Genomic DNA, 17,920 nt, shown 5'->3' with positions numbered 1-17,920 from the left:
TCACGAATTTGATATTTCCAATATTTATTATTCCATTAATCAATTCTGAAAATACCTTCTCACTTCGCAAATGGACTGTTCAACGCATGCTTTCCCACGTAAGAACATTTAATATCGCCTCCGTATGACATCAATCTCTTTCCATTTTTTTCAAAAGAATGGGAACGATTTTGCTTTTTTATCGCCAAGAAGGGAAACGTTGTTTGTTTTTTGTAATACGTCTGCTAAAACAATAACCCGTTGAAAATTTTAATGTAAATGAATTTATTTTTTATCTGTTTAACAACAAACACAACAATAAAAGAACTTTTTATATAAATGAAAAATACAACGCTATTTTCACTTTTATTTCTTTCAGTCGGCCAGTTAACTGGTTGCGTATTTTCGCCAGGTCAGGATCTCAGCATTACCGGGAAAAAAGTCATGACTGACGGAGAAACAAATTATCAGCTCGATCAACACGTGGAAATTTATCCCCTGACCCCGGCGCTCATTGAAAGATTGCGACCGCCTGTCCTCAAATCTCAGGCAAATCCTACTCTGGATGAGCAGGTCAAAAACTGGGAATACCGCATAGGCACCGGCGACATCCTGACGGTCACTGTCTGGGATCATCCGGAATTAACCACGCCCGCAGGGCAGTATCGTGCCGCGAGTGACGCGGGTAACTGGGTGAATGCGGATGGAACGCTCTTCTATCCCTACGTCGGAAAACTGCATGTTGCAGGCAAAACGGTCGCGCAGGTGCGTGAAGCAATCACCGCGCAACTGGAGAAGGTCATTGAGAGCCCGCAGGTGGATGTCAGCGTGGCGTCTTTCCGCTCACAAAAAGCCTATGTGACGGGAGAGGTGGCAAAATCAGGCCAGCAATCGATAACCAATATTCCGTTGACGGTAATGGACGCAGTCAACGCCGCAGGTGGGCTTTCCGCGGATGCCGACTGGCGTAACGTGGTCCTCACGCATAATGGCCAGGACGCGCGCCTTTCGCTGTATGCGCTGATGCAGCACGGTGATTTAAGCCAGAATAAGCTGCTGTATCCGGGCGATATCCTCTTTGTTCCGCGTAACGATGCCTTAAAAGTGTTCGTGATGGGCGAGGTGGTGAAGCAGAGCACGTTGAAGATGGATCGTAGCGGAATGACCCTGGCGGAAGCCCTGGGGAATGCAGGTGGGCTGGATCAGAATATGGCCGATGCAACCGGGATTTTTGTTATTCGCTCGGTAGCGAAAAAAGGGGCGACGGACAAAATTGCCAATATCTATCAGCTCAATGCGAAGGATGCCTCCGCGATGGTACTGGGGACGGAATTCCAGCTGGAACCGTATGACATTGTCTACGTCACCACCGCGCCGTTGTCACGCTGGAATCGCGTGATCACCCAGCTGGTACCCACCATCAGCGGTGTCCATGACCTGACCGAAACCGTCCGCTTCATCCGTTCATGGCCGCAATAATGTTCAACTCAATCTTAGTGGTTTGCACCGGCAATATTTGCCGTTCGCCGATGGGGGAGCGGCTGTTGCGACAACAGCTGCCCGGCAGACTCGTGACATCGGCTGGGATTTACGGATTTGAAGGACGCCCGGCGGATGCAACTGCACGGGAGGTGGCCCGGTGTTACGGCGTTTCGCTGGAGGGGCATGTGGCACGCAAGATGACGCGCAGCATGTTGCAAACCTCCGATTTGATTCTGGTGATGGAGCCGGAGCACCTGCGTTTTATTGCCGCCGTGTCACCCGAATGTCGTGGAAAATCGCTGCTGTTTGGCCAATGGCTGGAAAACAAGGACATTCCCGATCCTTACCGCAAAAGTCGTGAAGCGTTTGAATATATTTTCGGGCAACTGGTAAAAGCCAGTCAGGAATGGGCTCGTCGTGTGGGTCAAAAAGGAATTAAGCGTTAATGTCTTCTCATACATCAGACAAATACGGTGCTGCCGCACCGCACAGTAATGAAATCGATCTTATGCAGCTACTTGCTGAGATGATTGATCACCGCATGCTAATCGGGCTGGTCACGCTCCTGTTTACGGTGTGCGCGGGGCTCTACGCGTTTAGCGCCACGCCGGTCTACCAGGCGGATGCCCTGGTACAGATAGAAGCAAAGCAGGACAACTCGTTGCTTAAAAGCTTAAGCCAGTTTGGGTCTGACCTTTCACCCGACGCTGAACCTGAACTGTTGCTGCTTAAATCGCGCATGATCCTGGGGGGAACCGTTGATAATCTGGGGCTGACATATCAGGTAAAACAGCGCGTTCTCCCGGTTGTGGGGCGCCTCTGGGAACGTCTACGCGGCGGTAAACCGGGCAACATGACGATAGGTGAGCTTACCCTGCCCCAGCAGGAGGGGAAACCGCAAGCGGTTGTCCTGACCGCACTGGGGCAGGGCCGGTATCGCCTGGAAGGGGAGACGCTTAAGGCTGACGGTAGGGTTGGCAAACGGCTGGTGAAAGACGGGGTCACGCTTCTGGTGACCTCGCTCAGCGCGGAGCCGGGGACCCAATTTACCCTTCAAGCCTTTACCAGGCTTGAGGCAATTAACGCGCTGCAGAAGAGACTCTTTGTCGCGGAATCCGGTAAACAGAGCGGTATGATCACCCTGACGCTGACGGGTGAGGATCCGGACAGGATAGCAGTGGTGCTCAATACGATTGCAGAAAATTATCTCAGCCAGAATATTGCGCGCCAGGAGGCACAGGATTCTCGAAGTCTGGCGTTTTTACAGGAGCAGTTGCCTAAGGTCCGCCACGAACTGGATGAGGCCGAAGCACGACTGAATGCCTATCGGGCGAAGCGCGATTCCGTCGACTTATCCCTTGAGGCGAAGTCCGTACTGGATCAGGTCGTTAACGTGGAAAATCAGCTCAACGAACTGACCTTTCGTGAGGCAGAGGTTTCTCAGCTTTTCAAAAAGGATCACCCGACCTATCGCGCATTACGGGAGAAGCGACAAACGCTCGAAGAGAGACGCGCGCGCCTGAACAGCCGGGTTTCATCTATGCCTTCTACCCAGCAGGAAGTGTTGCGCCTGAGCCGTGATGTCGAGTCCGGGCGTACCATTTACCTGCAGCTGCTGACACGCCAACAGGAACTGAACATTTCACGCTCCAGCGCCATCGGCAACGTGCGGATCATTGATACCGCGGTTACGCAACCTGAGCCAATAAAGCCCCGTAAAGCGCTTATTATTCTGCCTGGTGTGCTGCTAGGGCTGATGGTCTCCATGGGTTGGGTGTTGGTTCGTACTGCCTGTCGGCGAGGGATCACCTCGTCTGAGCAAATAGAAGAGCAGGGGATGCCGGTTCTGGCGACGCTGCCGCGCTCGGTCTGGCTGTGGAAAAAACGCATTTGCGCCGAAAGCACTTTTTGGCGCCCCACGGGAAACACAAAACTTCGGATATCCCCTTCCTGCCCACAGACCGGCCAGCGGATATGTTTGTTGAAGCGATGCGCGGACTGCGTACCAGCCTGCATTTCACGATGATGGATGCCTCAAACCAGATCGTGGTGATTACGGGCCCCACGCAGAATTGCGGCAAAACGCTGGTCAGCACGTCACTGGCATCCATAGCGGCTCAGGCCGGAAAGCGGGTGCTCTTTATCGATGCGGATATGCGTAAAGGCTATGTGCATAATCTCTTTAAGCTGAACAACCATCACGGATTATCCGCTGTCCTTGAGGGAAATGTGGCGTGGCAGGAGGCGATCCAGCGCGTTGATAAGGCGGGATTTGATGTTCTGACCTGTGGTCCCCAGCCGTTACGTCCCGTGGAGCTGCTCATGGGAGAACGCTTCCAGGAGGTGATGTCGGGGATGAATGCACACTATGACGTTGTTATCGTTGATACACCGCCGGTGCTGGCCGTGACCGATGCGGTGCTGATCGCCAGAGTGGCCGCAACCACGTTACTGGTTGCCCGCTTTGGTAAAACCAACGTGAAAGAGACGGAAAACTGTGTAAAGCGTCTGCAGCAGATGGGTGTGCAGGTGAACGGTGCCATTCTCAATGATATCGTGAAATCTGCGGCGCTGTATTACAGCGCGGGGTATAGCCATTTCGACTACGGCTATACCCCGAAGGAAAAGCGGCGTGAGGGTTAGTGCTTCACCAGCGTGGCGAAGTAATACACCAGGGGAATGGCGAGGATCCAAAGACCGACGGGGATATCGCGCCATTTCCCGGCAATCGCTTTGATAACGATATAAAACAGCAGCCCGCCCGCAATACCGGTCCCGAAACTGTTGGCAATCAGCGTAATCATCACCATCATCAACACCGGCAAGCCGTCGGTGAAGTTCGCCAGATCAACCTTACGTAAACCGCTAAACATATTCAGCCCGATGAGGATCAGGGCGGGCGCCGTGGCTTCTTTCGGGATCATCAGCGCCACAGGGGTAAACAGCAGCATCAGCAGGAACATTACCGCCGCGGCCAGCGCGGTCATGCCGGTTTTGCCGCCGGCTTCTGCGGCTGCGGACGATTCAATCAGCGCCGTGGCGGCAGGAATGCCTACCCACGGGCCAATCGCGGCGGCAATGGAGTCCACCATAAACGGGCGGTTAATGTTCGGCATATTGCCTTCTTCATCCAGCAGCCCTGCTTCCCCGCCCACCGCCAGCGTTGTTCCCATGGTGGAGAAAAACTCGGAGGCGAAGAAGACAAACAGGAACGGCAGAAAGGCAATATTCAGCGCGCCCAGCATATCGACATGCCCGAGGACGGGAGCGATGGAGTGGGGCACATCGATAAAACTGGCGGGTAATTTCGTGACGCCCATCGGAATACCCACGAGGGTCGCGAGCAGGATAGCCCACAGGATCGCACCCGGAATACGACGAGCCTGCAGGCCGATAGCCAGGAACAGGCCGAGCAACGCCACCAGCGCACCGGGTGATAAAAAATCTCCCAGCATCAGTGCGTTCGTTTTGGCATTCGCCAGCACCAGCCCGGCGTTGCGGAAACCGAGTACGGCGACAAACAGCCCGATGGAGGCCGTCAGCCCCAGCTTGATGGACTGCGGCACCGAGCGGGTCACCACTTCACGCAGGCCAAACCGGGTCAGCAGGAAGAATAAAATCCCCGACCAGCAGGCGATACCCAGACCAATTTGCCAGCCAATGCCTTCACTGCCCGCAAGCGTCACCCCGACCAGCACCGAGCCACCAATTCCTGGCCCGACGATAAACGGCAGGTTGGCGTAAAACGCCATCAGCAGCGTCCCGGCAACGAAGACCAGAATGGTGCCCGTGGTCGCGGCGCCTTTGTCCATTCCTCCCACGGCCAGCAGCCCCGGGATCACCACCAGCAAATAGGCGGCGGCGAGAAAACCGGTGATACCCGCCAGGCACTCGGTGCGCACGGTGCTCCCACGTGCACGGAGTGCAAAACGACGTTCAAGCCAGCGCCCTGGTGCTGGTGAATTAACGGTATTGTCGGCCATTATCCGGCTCTCCTTTGGTATTATTGTGTGTTGTCCGGGGTTTCCCGGTAAGAAATCAGCGGATCGACAATCTGGCGCGTGCTGCCATCGGTCAGTCCTAGATCGGTCAAATGTGGCCCGGCATTACAGGCAAGGCAGGTTCCTTCGATGGCCTTAAAGACCCGATACGGCGGTTCCCAGTCGGCAATCAGACTGCTGCGATCGCGCAGCGTCCTGAACTGCAGCGCCAGCTCGGCAGGTGGCAGTTCCGACAGCATGCCCGCAATCGGCATGGCAACGTGGGCAATCACGTCACCCTGTTGCGCCAGCGCCATGCCACCACCGCTGTTGATAAGCGTATTGGCAGCCAGCGCCATATCGTTCGGATCGCGGCCCAGAACCACCAGGTTGTGAGAGTCGTGCGAGTAGCTGGTGGCAATCGCCCCGCGCAGTTCCCCCCAGCCTTCAAGCAGGGCAATTTGCGGTTTTGCTGCATGTCGGGCATGGCGATGCTGAACCCAGATCAGGCTAAAGCCGTCCGGGATCTGCACGCACCCGTTGCGCACCTGCACATCTGTTTCACCCCAGCGGGTAAAGCGCGCGCCGCAGATGTGGCGCAAGCGAGCCACGCCATGGTTCGCGTTGCCAATGCGCATGCAAAAATCACCAGCGGTCAGGGCAGACAACCGTACGGTATCACGCGGCAACGTAAGAGGCGTATCAACAACAGGTTCGAGCGTTGCCCCGTCCCGGGCAATCAGCTTTCCGGCGACGTAGACCTGGCGCGCCGTCAGTTTATCCAGCGAGTCAAACACCACCAGATCCGCGCGACGCCCGGCGGCAATCAGCCCCAGGTCGTTACGCTGCAGGCGAATGGCCGCATTGAGCGTTGCAAAACGCAGTGCGTCGGTGGCCGCTAATCCATGTTCAATCAGCAGGTTCAGCAGCGCGATGATCCCGCCTTTTTCCATGAGGATGTCTGGCGGAACATCATCGGTGCAAACCGTGATGTGAGACGAAAGATGGGGGAGCGTTTTCAGGGCGCTGACAATATCGGGCAGCAGATAAGGGTGCGAACCGCGGATCTCCAGCGTCAGCCCGGCACGCAGTTTTTCCAGCGCATCGTCAGCCGACGTTAACTCATGGTCAGAAGTCACGCCTGCTGCCAGATAAGCCTGTAAATCCGCACCGCTGAGACCGCGGGCATGGCCTTCAATCAGCTTTCCGCTGTCGAGCCCGGCCTGCATAATTTCAAGCATACGCTGGCTGCCATTAAGCACCCCGTGCATGTCCATCACTTCAGCCACACCGCGCACTTCCGGCCAACCGAGCAGGGTGTTCATCTCGTCTCCGGCAAAATCCGCCCCGGACATTTCCAGGCCGGGCGTTGAGGGCACGCTTGAAGGCGCGGCGACCATCACCTGCAGCGGCAGATTGCGGCTGGCCTCAATGGCAAAACGGACGCCGTCAATGCCCAGCACGTTGGCCAGTTCATGCGGATCCCAGAAGACCGCCGTGGTGCCCTGTGCAAGCACAATCTCCGCGTAGCGGGCGGGCATAAGATGGGAGCTTTCAAGGTGGACGTGGGTATCCATCAGCCCTGGCGACAGAAACTGGTTGTTCAGCGCGTGGGTCTCATACGCGTCCTTGCGGCTGCCGCGCGGATGGACGCTGGCAATCAGTGAGCCCACGATACCAACATCCGCTTCGCGGATCTCACCGGTGACCATATCCACAATACGGGTATCGGTGAGCAGCAGGTCAAAGGGCATTTCGCCTCGTGCAGCCTGAACGGCGCGGCGTCGGGTTTCAGCAGTCATGCAATTAACAGTTCCAGCATCAAAATAATGACGCTACTCTATGCACACGGCAAACGTTTGCCCAGCTGATAAAATTTATCGCCCGATAACCCCGGGTTATTCTGTGACGCGTGTAATGGATAATCATGACGGAACCCTGGCAGCGCTTGCCCGCGCTCTCTCTTCGACAGCTACAGTATTTTGTCACTCTGGCGCAGCTGCGTCATTTTACTGATACCGCCAGCAAACTGGCTATCAGCCAGCCGGCGCTCAGCAGTGCGTTGCGGCAAATCGAGACGGTGCTTGGGGGCAAACTGGTTAACCGGACCGCCTCGGCCGTGACGTTGACGGAGCTTGGCAATGCCATCCTGCCGCACGCGCAGCGGGTGCTCAGCGTGGCGCAGCTTGCGTTTGACGACATGCAGCACATTGTTCAGGCGGGCGGAGAAGGTACGGTGCGTATTGGGCTGATCCCTTCCGTGAGTTCGCTGCTGTTCCCCTTGTTGCCCCGGACGCTCGCGCAGGCTTTTCCCCGCCTCAGGGTGGAATTTCACGATCAAACCAACGATGCGCTGGTGGCCCAGCTGCTGAAAGGGCAGATTGATTTCGGCATTGGTGCGCTCGATAACTCTGTTCCCGACCAGTTGAACGTGTTTCCCTTACAGGATGACCCGTTTGTCGCGGTCATTCACAGCGACGATCCGCTGGCCGCGTCGGCGCACCTGCCCTGGAAGCAACTGGCAGGGCGGGATATCGCCGTGTTCTCAAAAGGTAATATTCAGCGTCTGGTTGCGGCGCTCGCGGAAAGCCACCGTTTGTCATTGCCGACACGCTATCAGGTGGACTACATCGAAACTTTGTATGGTCTGGTGCGCTCGAAACTCGCCGTGGCGATTTTACCGCAGCTCTATACCACGCACCTCCAGGACCCGCAGCTCAGGGTGGTACATCTTCAACAACCGGCCCTGGCCCGCACGGTGGCGTTAATGCGCGCCCCGCAGCCGCTTCCTCCGCTTATTGAATCCTGCTTTACGCTGATGGCCGACACGTTGCGAACGAAATGACCCGACACTTCTTTACAGCGTGATGGCGCATTGCTCGCTAAGATGACCGTCGATTCATCAAGAGGTCACAATGGAAAACCGCAAATTCAGTCGACTGCGCCGCTGGGCGCGGGAAGGGATCATCTTCTTTCTGCTCGCGCTGGCCGTCATGTGGGGCGTGGATCAATACCGCAAGCCCACACTCCCCGCCAGCTTTAGCGCTGCACCGATGCACAGCATCGACGGAAAGATCCACGATATAACGGCACTCAGCCAGGAACGCCCGCTGCTGATATACGTATGGGCAACCTGGTGCAGCATCTGCCGGTTTACGACGCCCTCGGTCAATACGCTGGCAGAACAGGGTGGCAACGTCGTGAGTATCGCCATGCGTTCCGGCGACGATGCAAAGCTGGCGCGCTGGGTCGACAAGAAACAGCTGGTCATGCCGGTGGTCAACGATGCCAACGGTGCGCTGTCACAGGGGTGGCAGGTGAGCGTAACACCGACGCTGGTGATCGTGTCGAAGAAGAAAGTGGTCAGTACTACTACGGGGTGGACAAGTTACTGGGGAATGAAGCTCAGACTGTGGTGGGCAGGGCTGTAAAGAGAACCCCTCTTCCGGCGGAAGAGGGGCTGGATATTACTTCGCCAGAACTTCCTGTGCGGTACGCTCAACCAGCGACAGCAGGACTTTAATGTCCTCCAGGGTCACGGTTGGGTTCAGCAGAGTCAGCTTCAGGCAGGTGACGCCGTTATGCTCGGTCACGCCGACGTTAGCACGGCCGGATTCAAGCAGCGCATCACCAATTTTCTGGTTCAGCAGGGCGATACCCGCGTCGTCCATCTGTACCTGTCCACGGAAGCGGAACAGTACGCTTGCCAGCTGCGGTTGCATAACCAGTTCCAGAGCAGGCTGCTCTCTCACGTAAGCCGCAACCTGCTGTGCCAGCGTAACACCGTGATCGATGATCGCCGCATATTGTTCCTGACCCAGCGCTTCCAGGCTCATCCACAGCTTCAGCGCGTCGAAACGACGGGTCGTCTGCAGAGATTTGGACACCAGGTTAGGCACGCCAGCTTCTTCATCGAACTCAGAGTTCAGATAGGCCGCCTGATAGCGCATCAGCTCATAGTGGCGCGCTTCTTTGAGCAGGAACGCACCGCAGCTGATGGTCTGGAAGAACTGCTTGTGGAAGTCCAGAGTAACGGAATCCACCAGCTCGATACCGTCCAGGTAGTGACGATACTGCTCAGACATCAGCAGCGCGCCGCCCCAGGCCGCATCAACGTGTACCCAGATATTCTGTTTCGCCGCCAGTTCAGCAATGGCACGCAGCGGATCGATTGCACCTGCATCGGTAGTACCGGCAGTGGCAACAATCGCCAGGATCTGCTCGCCGTTAGCATTGCACTGCTCAATTTTCGCTGCCAGATCGTTGAGATCCATGCGCGAAAATTCATCCGTTTTCACCTGCACGACGGACTGGTAGCCCAGACCCATCAGCGCCATGTTCTTCTGCACGGAAAAATGTGCGTTTTCAGAGCACAGCACGCGGATTTTACGCAGATCGCCAACCAGGCCGTCCTGCTGAACGGAATGACCCTGACGCGCGAAGAACGCATCACGGGCCAGCATCAGACCCATCAGGTTGCTCTGCGTGCCGCCGCTGGTGAACACACCGGCGTCGCCAGCCTGATAACCCACGCGGGTACGCAGCCATTCGATCAGCTTGATCTCAATGATGGTTGCGGACGGGCTTTGATCCCAGGAGTCCATGCTCTGGTTAGTGGCGTTAATCAGCACTTCCGCTGCCTGGCTAACCACCAGGCTTGGGCAGTGCAGGTGCGCCACACACTGCGGGTGATGAACGGACAGGCTGTCTTTCAGGAAGAACTCCACGGCGCGTTCAATCGCCGCTTCGTTGCCCAGCCCTTTCGGGTTGAAATCCAGCTTAATACGGTCGCGCAGTTCCGCGACCGTTTTGCCCTGATACATCTCAGGCTGTTTCAGCCACTGCATCACAGCCTGAGTGCTTTGTTCAATCGCCTGCTGGTAAGCTTCAATGCTCTGTGCAGAGGAGAACAAAATTGGGTTTGAATCTGACATCGTGTTCAACAACTCCGGTTACGCCGGGCGAACGCCCGCAGCAAGCAGTGCCTGCTCGAATTTATCCAGGAAGACTTTCAGCTCATCATCGCTGATCAGCAGGGAAGGCAGCAGACGCAGAACAATACCGTTGCGGCCACCGCGTTCCAGAATCAGGCCGGCTTCGAAGCACTTCTTCTGAATCAGTGCAGACAGCTCGCCATCACCCGGGTAGCAATCCATGTGGTCTGCCGCTTCGTGTGGTTTAACGATCTCAATCCCGATCATCATGCCCAGGCCGCGAACGTGACCGATAACCGGATAGCGTTTCGCCATCTCGTTCAGCTGGCCTTTCAGCCATTCGCCCTGTGCGGCCACTTTGCCCGCGATATTCTGGTCTTTCAGGATTTTCAGCGTTGTCAGACCGGTTGCCATTGCCAGCTGGTTACCGCGGAAGGTACCGGTGTGGTGGCCTGGTGCCCACGCGTCGAACTGTTTTTTGATGCCGAGTACCGCCAGTGGCAGACCGCCGCCAACCGCTTTAGACATCACGATGATGTCTGGCTCAATGCCCGCGTGTTCGAAGGCGAAGAATTTACCGGTACGGGCAAAGCCAGCCTGAACTTCGTCGAGGATCAGCAGAATGCCGTGTTCCTGAGTCACTTTACGGATGCGCTGCAGCCACTCAACCGGAGCCGGGTTCACGCCGCCTTCACCCTGAACGGCTTCAAGGATCACTGCCGCAGGTTTACGCACGCCGCTTTCAACGTCGTTGATCAGGTTTTCGAAATAGTAGGTCAGCGCTTTCACACCCGCCTCACCGCCGATACCCAGTGGGCAACGGTACTGGTGTGGGTAAGGCATGAACTGCACTTCTGGCATCATTCCGTTAACCGCTTCTTTCGGAGACAGGTTGCCGGTAACGGCCAGTGCGCCGTGAGTCATACCGTGGTAACCACCAGAGAAGCTGATGATACCGCTACGACCGGTCACTTTTTTCGCCAGTTTCAGCGCTGCTTCAACGGCATCAGCACCGGATGGACCGGTGAACTGCAGGCAGTACTCTTTGCCCTGACCAGGCAGCAGAGAGAGCAGATATTCTGAGAACGCGTCTTTCAGAGGCGTAGTCAGATCCAGAGTATGTAACGGCAAGCCGCTGGTAATGACATTTTGGATGCTTTTCAGCACATCAGGATGGTTATGTCCAAGCGCAAGGGTGCCTGCGCCTGCTAAACAGTCAAGGTATTCTTTATTGTCTGCATCGGTGATCCACACGCCTTCTGCTTTAGTGATTGCTAAAGGCAGTTTGCGCGGATAACTCCTGACGTTAGATTCAAACTCGGCCTGACGGGCCAGATAGGTTTCGTTGCTTTTGTGGGCATCTACGGTGTCAATACGGACTTTATCCGTCATCATATCACTCCTACAACCGCCGCTTCGTTATGAGCAACGATTGAATAAAAAGTTAAAAAACAGATGGGGGCCTGAAAAAAACGCCGCCAATATAGAGCCTTTTGTCACGAGGCTCAATGGTTAATTTGTTTACTGTTTTATGACATGCGGTACGGGGGAGGGAATATCCTCATTTTAAGAATAAAAATTGCGCTTTATGCCAAACAAAAACAGTCGGTTACGCGTATTTTGTCAGGACTGTAAAAAGAGAGAAAAGTGTGTGACAAATCGTGCCATTGAGGGACGTTAAGGGGGGCAGATAGCCCCTTTAAGCGCATTATCTCGACATTACCTGCAAAATACCGGGGTCACGACAGGTTGTTTTTATTCCCGGACATAGCGGTTACAGGCTTCTCGTTACATCTGATTGGTCTAACAAAATCATGAAAGCGAGAAATCAACAGGTCTTGCATCACTGGTACTCTTCCCCTAATCTGCCAAATGTAAGTGAATTCTTACCAATGACTCGGGGTGCCCTTCTTAAATGAAGGCTGAGAAATACCCGTATTACCTGATCTGGATAATGCCAGCGTAGTCCTGGCGATTATCCTCATATAAATCAAAAGATTATTACTCCTTTTCGTCCCGTATTGTTCAGCCGTAACACATTGAGGCTCTCCAAATGGGACACAAAGCCATACGCCACACCATTAAACGTAACGGAATCTATTACGTTCGCTTCCGTCTGCCTGATAACAAGTTTTTCCGTAAGTCGTTAGAGACTGACAGCCACACCCAGGCGCAGTTGCTCATGTCTTTTGCTTCTCCTGTAATCCCTCTGGTTCAACGTGGAACCATCCAACCGGATCACTTCGGTAAGCGTCTTTCCGAGTATGGCGATAGCCTGAAGCAGCAGAACGAACAATGGCTGGCGCAACAATTTCTTAGTGAGGAACGTCGCAATCTTCAGCCGAAAGTTGTTCAGGAATACCGCGAGGTTTTTACATATTCTGAAGATGAGGAAGAACAAACAGAAGCACAGGCAAAGGATGTGTTAACACTTGCTGGCGCATGGAACATGTACAAGCAGGAGAAGTCCAAGAACTGGACTAAGGCTATCTCACAAGCCAATGAGCGCTTTATGGAGGTTATGTTTATCGTCCTTGGTGTATCAACCAATGTAACTACGATCACCAAGCAAGACATTAAACAGGTGATGGAAGTCGTTGAAAACTTGCCTAAGCGTGTTGTGCAGCCTTATCGGTCAATGACGGTTCAGCAACTGATCGAGTGTGATGATGTGCCACCTGAAGATTTGGTTGGTGCTGAGTCTATCCACAAGCATTTGAAAATTTACAAATCGTTGTTCAAAACCTTCCTGACTGACAATAAAGATATTCTGGAGAAGTCTCCGACTGATGGAGTAGTCGCCGCACCCTCGAAAGCGAGATTTGGTGCATACAGTACAGCAGAAATGAGAAAGTTTGTGGGCTGGGCGCTCAAGCAGACTGACGGCTGGCAGAAGTGGGTTACTCTGTTGTTGGCGTATACGGGAGCCAGAAGAGGGGAGATCGCCAAGTTGGAGAAATCACAGATCAAATTTGATGAAGATAGCCAGCGGTACTATCTTCTGATCGCGGAAGGAGGGCAGGGTAAAACTGAGAACGCTACAAGGCAGGTAGTGATCCATCCCAAACTGATCGAGTTGGGTTTTCTTGATTTCGTGAATCGGCAGTGGAAAGAGAAAATCTTCTCGCCTGTGTCTGGCAAGAACATGCCGAAGATCGGCAAAGTTTTAGCAGATGTTCGAGACCAGCTTGGTATTCCTTATCTTGATGATTATGGGCAGCGGCGATTGGTGCATAGCTTCCGGCATAGTATGATTTCAGCCTGTTTAGCTGGCTGGGTTAGTAACCTAGCGCACTTGCAACAGGTGGTTGGTCACGAAAAAAGTGGGACAGGTATCACAAAGAGATACATGCATAACTTCCCATTACATACTGTATGTTATGTAATTGATAAACTTAATTGGGTCTAATGAACTAATTCAAAAATATCTTGCTGCCTAGTGTGTTTACAAGACGGTTATTGAGACAATTAGGTGCACAGCAGCGGGAAAGACTAAATAGTTTACAATCTAAATTATTACATTTAAAGGAATATCATGGCTGATTATATCAATAGTAACATTCTTAGCCAATCATACGTTCATGTAGAGCCTGAGTGGCTTGCGACAGTAAAAGGGAAAGAGAAACAAGAGGCTATTGAAAGGATAAAAAATATAATCAAACAACATGCCGAAGAGAGGATGAAGTTCTTTCTTTATGATGATGTTGATATTGATGTTTCCTTTGAAGATGGCTCTATTAAAGCTCGTATTACAGCATATGGTAGTGTTTGTGTTTTATTAAATGCTCTTACTCCAGTCGGCAATTTTGTGACAAACTATTCCTCATATAGGGAAGGAATTAAAACAATAGTTTCTGATGTGGCAAGACTTAGTGATGTTGTCAACGCAGAAGTTTTGTTCCAAACTAAATCAAGGAGTAAAAAAGAAATTATTAGAGTTGAGGCTAGGAAGGGTATTGTTGGTTCGCTTGATAATATTAATAAAAAAATAAATGAAATTAGCTATAAAACAAAAACTCACAAAAAAAATTCAGTCATGTCAATATATAATTCAATCTTGGAATTACATAAAAGCATTCTTGAATTGATGGATAATGTAAATGATGCTGATGATAAAGAACTTGTGAGAACTGCACTTATTGATGGGGTTAAAAATATTAACTTGAGGAAAGGTGCATTTGATCTGACTGACCCAATGTCTCAAAAAATACACGCTGATTTGCTACAAGAACGAAAAGAATTAGTCAGTAATCTAGAAAATTACAAATAGCTTGAGGTTCTTGTGTTAAAAATATTATTCATTTTAGTCTAAAAGAGGTTTTTATGTTAGATCAAAAAATTGTTGAGATTTCCGTATGGAGAGACCGAGAATGTAGCAATCAAATAGTTGAATTTGATTTGCCTGATTCAGTTTGCAACCAAGCTGATATTTTTCTATCTGAAGTAAATCATTTTCTGATTGATAATGAATATATTGAAAATAGTCATCCAAATTTTTTAACAAACTTAGAATTTTCAGAGGTTCTGGCAATTACATGTTCAAAAGAAATAATTTGTGATCATTACAAAGTTGATCGAGAGACAAAAGAACTCGAAAAAGTAATATCTCGATCAAGAACAATGATAATTTGTGCACGTGATAAATCTTAATAGATTGACCTTGATTGCTTATTCAGCAGAATAACAATTAAAGTTTTGTTTAAAAGTGATTTAACTTAGGGGGTGTTCTATGAAATCACGAGAGCTAAAGACTATCCATGATCTGATAATTACAAATTATCAAAAACAAGATTTAGGAAATGGCCGTTATCTGCATACTTTCCAGCCAGCAACAACTGACACTACCTATCAGTTTGAAGCCAACATTGAGGATGTAGTCATCGAAGGAGAAAGATATAATATTGGATTCACTGAGCATAATGGTATAAAGACTATTGATACATCATGTTTGTCAAAGTCATCTGTTCTAGACAAAGACTTTAGCTATCAATATGCCCGTAATATGTCTAAACAGAAACATGATGAAAATAAAGGGAAAAATGATTCAAGGGTCAAACATTCTGAGTCCGATGGCTACTATTGGGGGCGGAAATATGCTTGGCGTGAATTTGGATTAGCTCTCCCTCGAGAGGTCTTTGAGCGCTTCTTAATTGAGTGTATTGGTCATCATTATATCGAATGTCAGGTCATAACAGAAGGATATCCACAAGGTGATGATTCTATCGCTTTTTTAGATGATGGCCTAGCTGATGCCATTGATGATTTAATCCAAACTGCTGTGATTGTTAATAAAGGGCCTTATTTTAAATCACCATTATATTACGGTGGCAAAAAAAGATTTACGATTAAAGGTGTCCCTGCTATAACCGATAAAAAATGATTCATTTTAAAATCAGACTTGCTATATGACGTAAGTCTGATTTTGTCTAAAACTCGAAAAATAGTCTTCTGTATTTTCTCTGCATGAATATATCATCAAGAGTGAATGTAATGTGAAAAAACATTTACCTTCGTGATTGCCACCCGGTAATGTATTTTTTTTTTGATTCGATTTTCGCCTGAATTTATATTTTTGTCGTGTTCATATTGCTAGTGATTGGATTATGCAAAAGTAGAAAGGCGAGCCCAATGGCTCGCCTTTTAATACTAAATTACTAGTGTGCGCTTTTTAGACAATAGCACACTCAAAGCATATTCAAAGCCGTGTTGCGCCTCCAGACGGCATAGAGTGATATTGCAGATCCCCAACTCTCTACACAGTGCTTTACGGTTTACGACTTCCGCCGCGCCAGATACATAGACTTGACCAGCGCCGGGGATATTGATTGAAACTTTCATGTGTTACCTCAGTGTAAAAGTAAAAATGAATATAACCGGAAGAGATAACCCCCAGCCGGAGCCGGGGGAAATGTGCATTACTTCAGCTTGACGTTCAGCATGTAGTTCGGGCGCAGGTTCAGAGGAATGAAGCTCGCCTCTTGGTGAACGGTCACCATGCCGTAACGGTCAGTCATTACTTTCTGGTAGTAAGGGCTGATCACACCTTTAGCGGCAATATCCTGATTACGGGATGCTGGGCCATGTACCAGTTTGAACGGGTTACGATCTGCTGTATTGAACTTAGGAACGAACAGGCCGGAACCTTCTTCGATTTCGTAGCGGTCATCGTCCGCCAGAATGAAAGTAATGTTGCCAATGCTGAAGGAGTCATAACCCGCAGTGTTAACCGGGATCAGAGCGCCTTTTGCAGCTTCCGCCACTTTGTTGGTGATCAGGCTGGTTACTTCCGGGTGGCTCGCCAGTGCGTCATACAGATCCGGGGAGCAGAAGACAAAGAAGCGATCAAGATAAGAGCGGCTCGCGCCGTACTCTTTAACCAACATGCGGCGAATCTTCGCAAGCTGTGCATACACGTTAGCGCCTGCTGATCCGTCCAGGTCGAAACTCAGCGGATCGGCACCCATCGCCGCGCGAAAGTCGATATCACCGGCGTTAGTTTTAGCCGCTTTGGCGGACTGTTTGAACAGGGCGCGGGCCAGTGTGCTTTCGACTGTTTCCAGATGATAGTTACGCATACGGATAGCTTTATCAGCAATAACAGAGGTGATCGCCTGAGCCTGATCCGGGTTAGCCGGGCTTACCAGGCCTTGCCAGTCAGCGGTTTTTACATCCGCCTCAGTGGCGTAGTGTGGGATCTCCTGGTTACGCAGGATCGTTTTATCCATCTTGATCGCGTTAACTTCGGTGCCATAACGGGCAACCTGTTCCAGTTCGCTAACCTGAGTTTCCACAATATCCACAATCTGGGCGTTTGGAGTGGTTGAGTTAACATCTGAGAAGATACCCAGATCAGTGATCAGGTAATTACCTGCGGGTTGATCTTTGATCGCCGCTACAGTGTCCAGCTTTTCAAACTGTTTAAAATCAATAGCCATTGTGTGATTTCCTTATGCTTTGAAGTAATCGGCGTTGATAGCCAGGCGAATATCACCGGAGGCTGTCAGCGCTTCCAGTGCGGCTTTTTTGCTCGCGGCGTCTTTAGCACGTAGATAGAAATCCGTGATCACAAGGTGTCTGTCACAAATGACTAGGGTTTTAGGCTTGCCAGCGTCAGTGGCGGACATATCGGAAAGGTTAATGATCGGCTTGCCAGCGTCAGCGGCGGCAGAGTCGAACAAGGCAAAAGTTTTGCTGTCCAAGATGTCACCGCAAAAAACGTCAGCAGGCAGTGACGGGGCGGTTACTTCGGTGCGGTCAAACAGGCTGGAGGCGTAATTCACGATTACGTCGCCTTGCGTTACCGGGTAGCGCTCGGAAGTTTTCATAAAGGGTTTCCTTATGGAGGGTTTTAGACGTGGAGAGAGTCCACAGGGTGATCCGGCGTTGCACCGGATATCAGGACAGCCAGAACGGCGGGCCGGAATAGGTTGGAAGATGGGAGGCCGTGGGCTGAATAGAAGAGGGCGGCATCATGCCGCCCTTTCTAATCTGGCTCTCTCTCACCCTCGCTAGGGTAGGGAAGATGCAACACATCTTTTTTGTGGT

Annotated in this window: 14 protein-coding genes and 1 pseudogene; 9 read left to right on the top strand and 6 right to left on the bottom strand. The window is 51.5% G+C overall.

From position 1 onward, the window contains the following. Positions 1-318 precede the first annotated feature (318 nt). From AC2FAP_RS09930 to AC2FAP_RS09920, 3 genes and pseudogenes are all read left to right on the top strand, one after another. The gene (locus tag AC2FAP_RS09930; protein WP_449541833.1) at positions 319-1,458 is read left to right on the top strand and encodes a polysaccharide export protein; all 1,140 of its coding nucleotides are present in this window, start codon (positions 319-321) and stop codon (positions 1,456-1,458) included. Then, the gene (locus tag AC2FAP_RS09925; protein ID WP_272456172.1) at positions 1,458-1,907 is read left to right on the top strand and encodes an arsenate reductase/protein-tyrosine-phosphatase family protein; all 450 of its coding nucleotides are present in this window, start codon (positions 1,458-1,460) and stop codon (positions 1,905-1,907) included. The genes AC2FAP_RS09930 and AC2FAP_RS09925 overlap by 1 nt, the downstream gene beginning before the upstream one ends. Next, positions 1,907-4,104, top strand: a pseudogene (locus AC2FAP_RS09920) (polysaccharide biosynthesis tyrosine autokinase). Before AC2FAP_RS09925 ends, AC2FAP_RS09920 begins: the two are co-directional and overlap by 1 nt. On the opposite strand, the gene AC2FAP_RS09915 reads toward AC2FAP_RS09920, so the two are convergent. Both AC2FAP_RS09915 and AC2FAP_RS09910 read right to left on the bottom strand, forming a co-directional pair. Beyond that, positions 4,101-5,444 carry an NCS2 family permease gene (locus tag AC2FAP_RS09915; protein ID WP_032678560.1) on the bottom strand — a complete coding sequence of 448 codons (1,344 nt, stop codon included), beginning with the start codon at positions 5,442-5,444 and terminating at the stop codon, positions 4,101-4,103. The pseudogene AC2FAP_RS09920 and the gene AC2FAP_RS09915 overlap by 4 nt on opposite strands. A gap of 20 nt (positions 5,445-5,464) precedes the next feature. Continuing rightward, entirely contained in the window at positions 5,465-7,243 is a 1,779-nt protein-coding gene (locus AC2FAP_RS09910; protein ID WP_449541835.1) for an adenine deaminase, read from the bottom strand. A gap of 122 nt (positions 7,244-7,365) precedes the next feature. Between AC2FAP_RS09910 and AC2FAP_RS09905 the strand changes: the two genes are divergently transcribed. Together AC2FAP_RS09905 and AC2FAP_RS09900 are read left to right on the top strand one after the other, a co-directional pair. Continuing rightward, positions 7,366-8,286: a LysR family transcriptional regulator gene (locus tag AC2FAP_RS09905; protein ID WP_160890458.1), complete on the top strand. Its 921-nt coding sequence runs from the start codon at positions 7,366-7,368 to the stop codon at positions 8,284-8,286. A 70-nt stretch (positions 8,287-8,356) separates the two neighbouring features. Next, a complete protein-coding gene (locus AC2FAP_RS09900; RefSeq protein ID WP_485452916.1) occupies positions 8,357-8,872 on the top strand; it encodes a protein disulfide oxidoreductase in 516 nt (171 codons plus the stop codon). 36 nt (positions 8,873-8,908) lie between these two features. Here AC2FAP_RS09900 and AC2FAP_RS09895 read toward each other — a convergent pair whose 3' ends face one another. Both AC2FAP_RS09895 and AC2FAP_RS09890 read right to left on the bottom strand, forming a co-directional pair. Further along, positions 8,909-10,375, bottom strand: coding sequence for a pyridoxal phosphate-dependent decarboxylase family protein (locus AC2FAP_RS09895; RefSeq protein WP_032678556.1), 1,467 nt, complete (start codon positions 10,373-10,375; stop codon positions 8,909-8,911). An 18-nt stretch (positions 10,376-10,393) separates the two neighbouring features. Continuing rightward, complete coding sequence (locus AC2FAP_RS09890; RefSeq protein ID WP_449541837.1) at positions 10,394-11,770, bottom strand: diaminobutyrate--2-oxoglutarate transaminase; 1,377 nt, start codon at positions 11,768-11,770, stop codon at positions 10,394-10,396. A gap of 658 nt (positions 11,771-12,428) precedes the next feature. On the opposite strand from AC2FAP_RS09890, the gene AC2FAP_RS09885 reads away from it, so the two are divergent. The 4 genes from AC2FAP_RS09885 to AC2FAP_RS09870 all read left to right on the top strand — a co-directional run bounded on the left by AC2FAP_RS09885 (position 12,429) and on the right by AC2FAP_RS09870 (position 15,755). After that, entirely contained in the window at positions 12,429-13,784 is a 1,356-nt protein-coding gene (locus AC2FAP_RS09885; RefSeq protein WP_097755984.1) for a site-specific integrase, read from the top strand. Positions 13,785-13,910: 126 nt separating this feature from the next. Continuing rightward, positions 13,911-14,645, top strand: a complete 735-nt coding sequence (locus AC2FAP_RS09880) for a hypothetical protein (protein WP_133549574.1) — start codon at positions 13,911-13,913, stop codon at positions 14,643-14,645. A gap of 53 nt (positions 14,646-14,698) precedes the next feature. Continuing rightward, positions 14,699-15,025 (top strand): hypothetical protein, encoded by a 327-nt coding sequence (locus AC2FAP_RS09875; RefSeq protein WP_133549572.1) that lies wholly within the window; start codon positions 14,699-14,701, stop codon positions 15,023-15,025. 79 nt (positions 15,026-15,104) lie between these two features. Then, a complete protein-coding gene (locus AC2FAP_RS09870; RefSeq protein WP_485452915.1) occupies positions 15,105-15,755 on the top strand; it encodes a hypothetical protein in 651 nt (216 codons plus the stop codon). 535 nt (positions 15,756-16,290) lie between these two features. On the opposite strand, the gene AC2FAP_RS09865 is transcribed toward AC2FAP_RS09870, so the two are convergent. Next, a complete protein-coding gene (locus tag AC2FAP_RS09865) occupies positions 16,291-17,310 on the bottom strand; it encodes a major capsid protein (RefSeq protein ID WP_133549570.1) in 1,020 nt (339 codons plus the stop codon). Between the two features lie 12 nt (positions 17,311-17,322). Continuing rightward, positions 17,323-17,700, bottom strand: a complete 378-nt coding sequence (locus tag AC2FAP_RS09860) for a hypothetical protein (protein ID WP_133549569.1) — start codon at positions 17,698-17,700, stop codon at positions 17,323-17,325. Positions 17,701-17,920 lie beyond the last annotated feature (220 nt).

The sequence above is a fragment of the Enterobacter cloacae complex sp. 394I7 genome (assembly GCF_057320345.1).
Note: the sequence above shows the minus strand (reverse complement) of the source record. Positions and strands in the feature narration are given on the sequence as shown.

Bases quoted from the DNA above. Each gene is read 5' to 3' on its own strand.
- AC2FAP_RS09860 (WP_133549569.1), bottom strand. From the start codon at position 17,700: ATGAAAACTTCCGAGCGCTACCCGGTAACGCAAGGCGACGTAATCGTG.
- AC2FAP_RS09865 (WP_133549570.1), bottom strand. From the start codon at position 17,310: ATGGCTATTGATTTTAAACAGTTTGAAAAGCTGGACACTGTAGCGGCG.
- AC2FAP_RS09895 (WP_032678556.1), bottom strand. From the start codon at position 10,375: ATGTCAGATTCAAACCCAATTTTGTTCTCCTCTGCACAGAGCATTGAA.
- AC2FAP_RS09925 (WP_272456172.1), top strand. From the start codon at position 1,458: ATGTTCAACTCAATCTTAGTGGTTTGCACCGGCAATATTTGCCGTTCG.
- AC2FAP_RS09870 (WP_485452915.1), top strand. From the start codon at position 15,105: ATGAAATCACGAGAGCTAAAGACTATCCATGATCTGATAATTACAAAT.
- AC2FAP_RS09900 (WP_485452916.1), top strand. From the start codon at position 8,357: ATGGAAAACCGCAAATTCAGTCGACTGCGCCGCTGGGCGCGGGAAGGG.
- AC2FAP_RS09885 (WP_097755984.1), top strand. From the start codon at position 12,429: ATGGGACACAAAGCCATACGCCACACCATTAAACGTAACGGAATCTAT.
- AC2FAP_RS09890 (WP_449541837.1), bottom strand. From the start codon at position 11,770: ATGATGACGGATAAAGTCCGTATTGACACCGTAGATGCCCACAAAAGC.
- AC2FAP_RS09880 (WP_133549574.1), top strand. From the start codon at position 13,911: ATGGCTGATTATATCAATAGTAACATTCTTAGCCAATCATACGTTCAT.
- AC2FAP_RS09915 (WP_032678560.1), bottom strand. From the start codon at position 5,444: ATGGCCGACAATACCGTTAATTCACCAGCACCAGGGCGCTGGCTTGAA.
- AC2FAP_RS09910 (WP_449541835.1), bottom strand. From the start codon at position 7,243: ATGACTGCTGAAACCCGACGCCGCGCCGTTCAGGCTGCACGAGGCGAA.
- AC2FAP_RS09930 (WP_449541833.1), top strand. From the start codon at position 319: ATGAAAAATACAACGCTATTTTCACTTTTATTTCTTTCAGTCGGCCAG.
- AC2FAP_RS09875 (WP_133549572.1), top strand. From the start codon at position 14,699: ATGTTAGATCAAAAAATTGTTGAGATTTCCGTATGGAGAGACCGAGAA.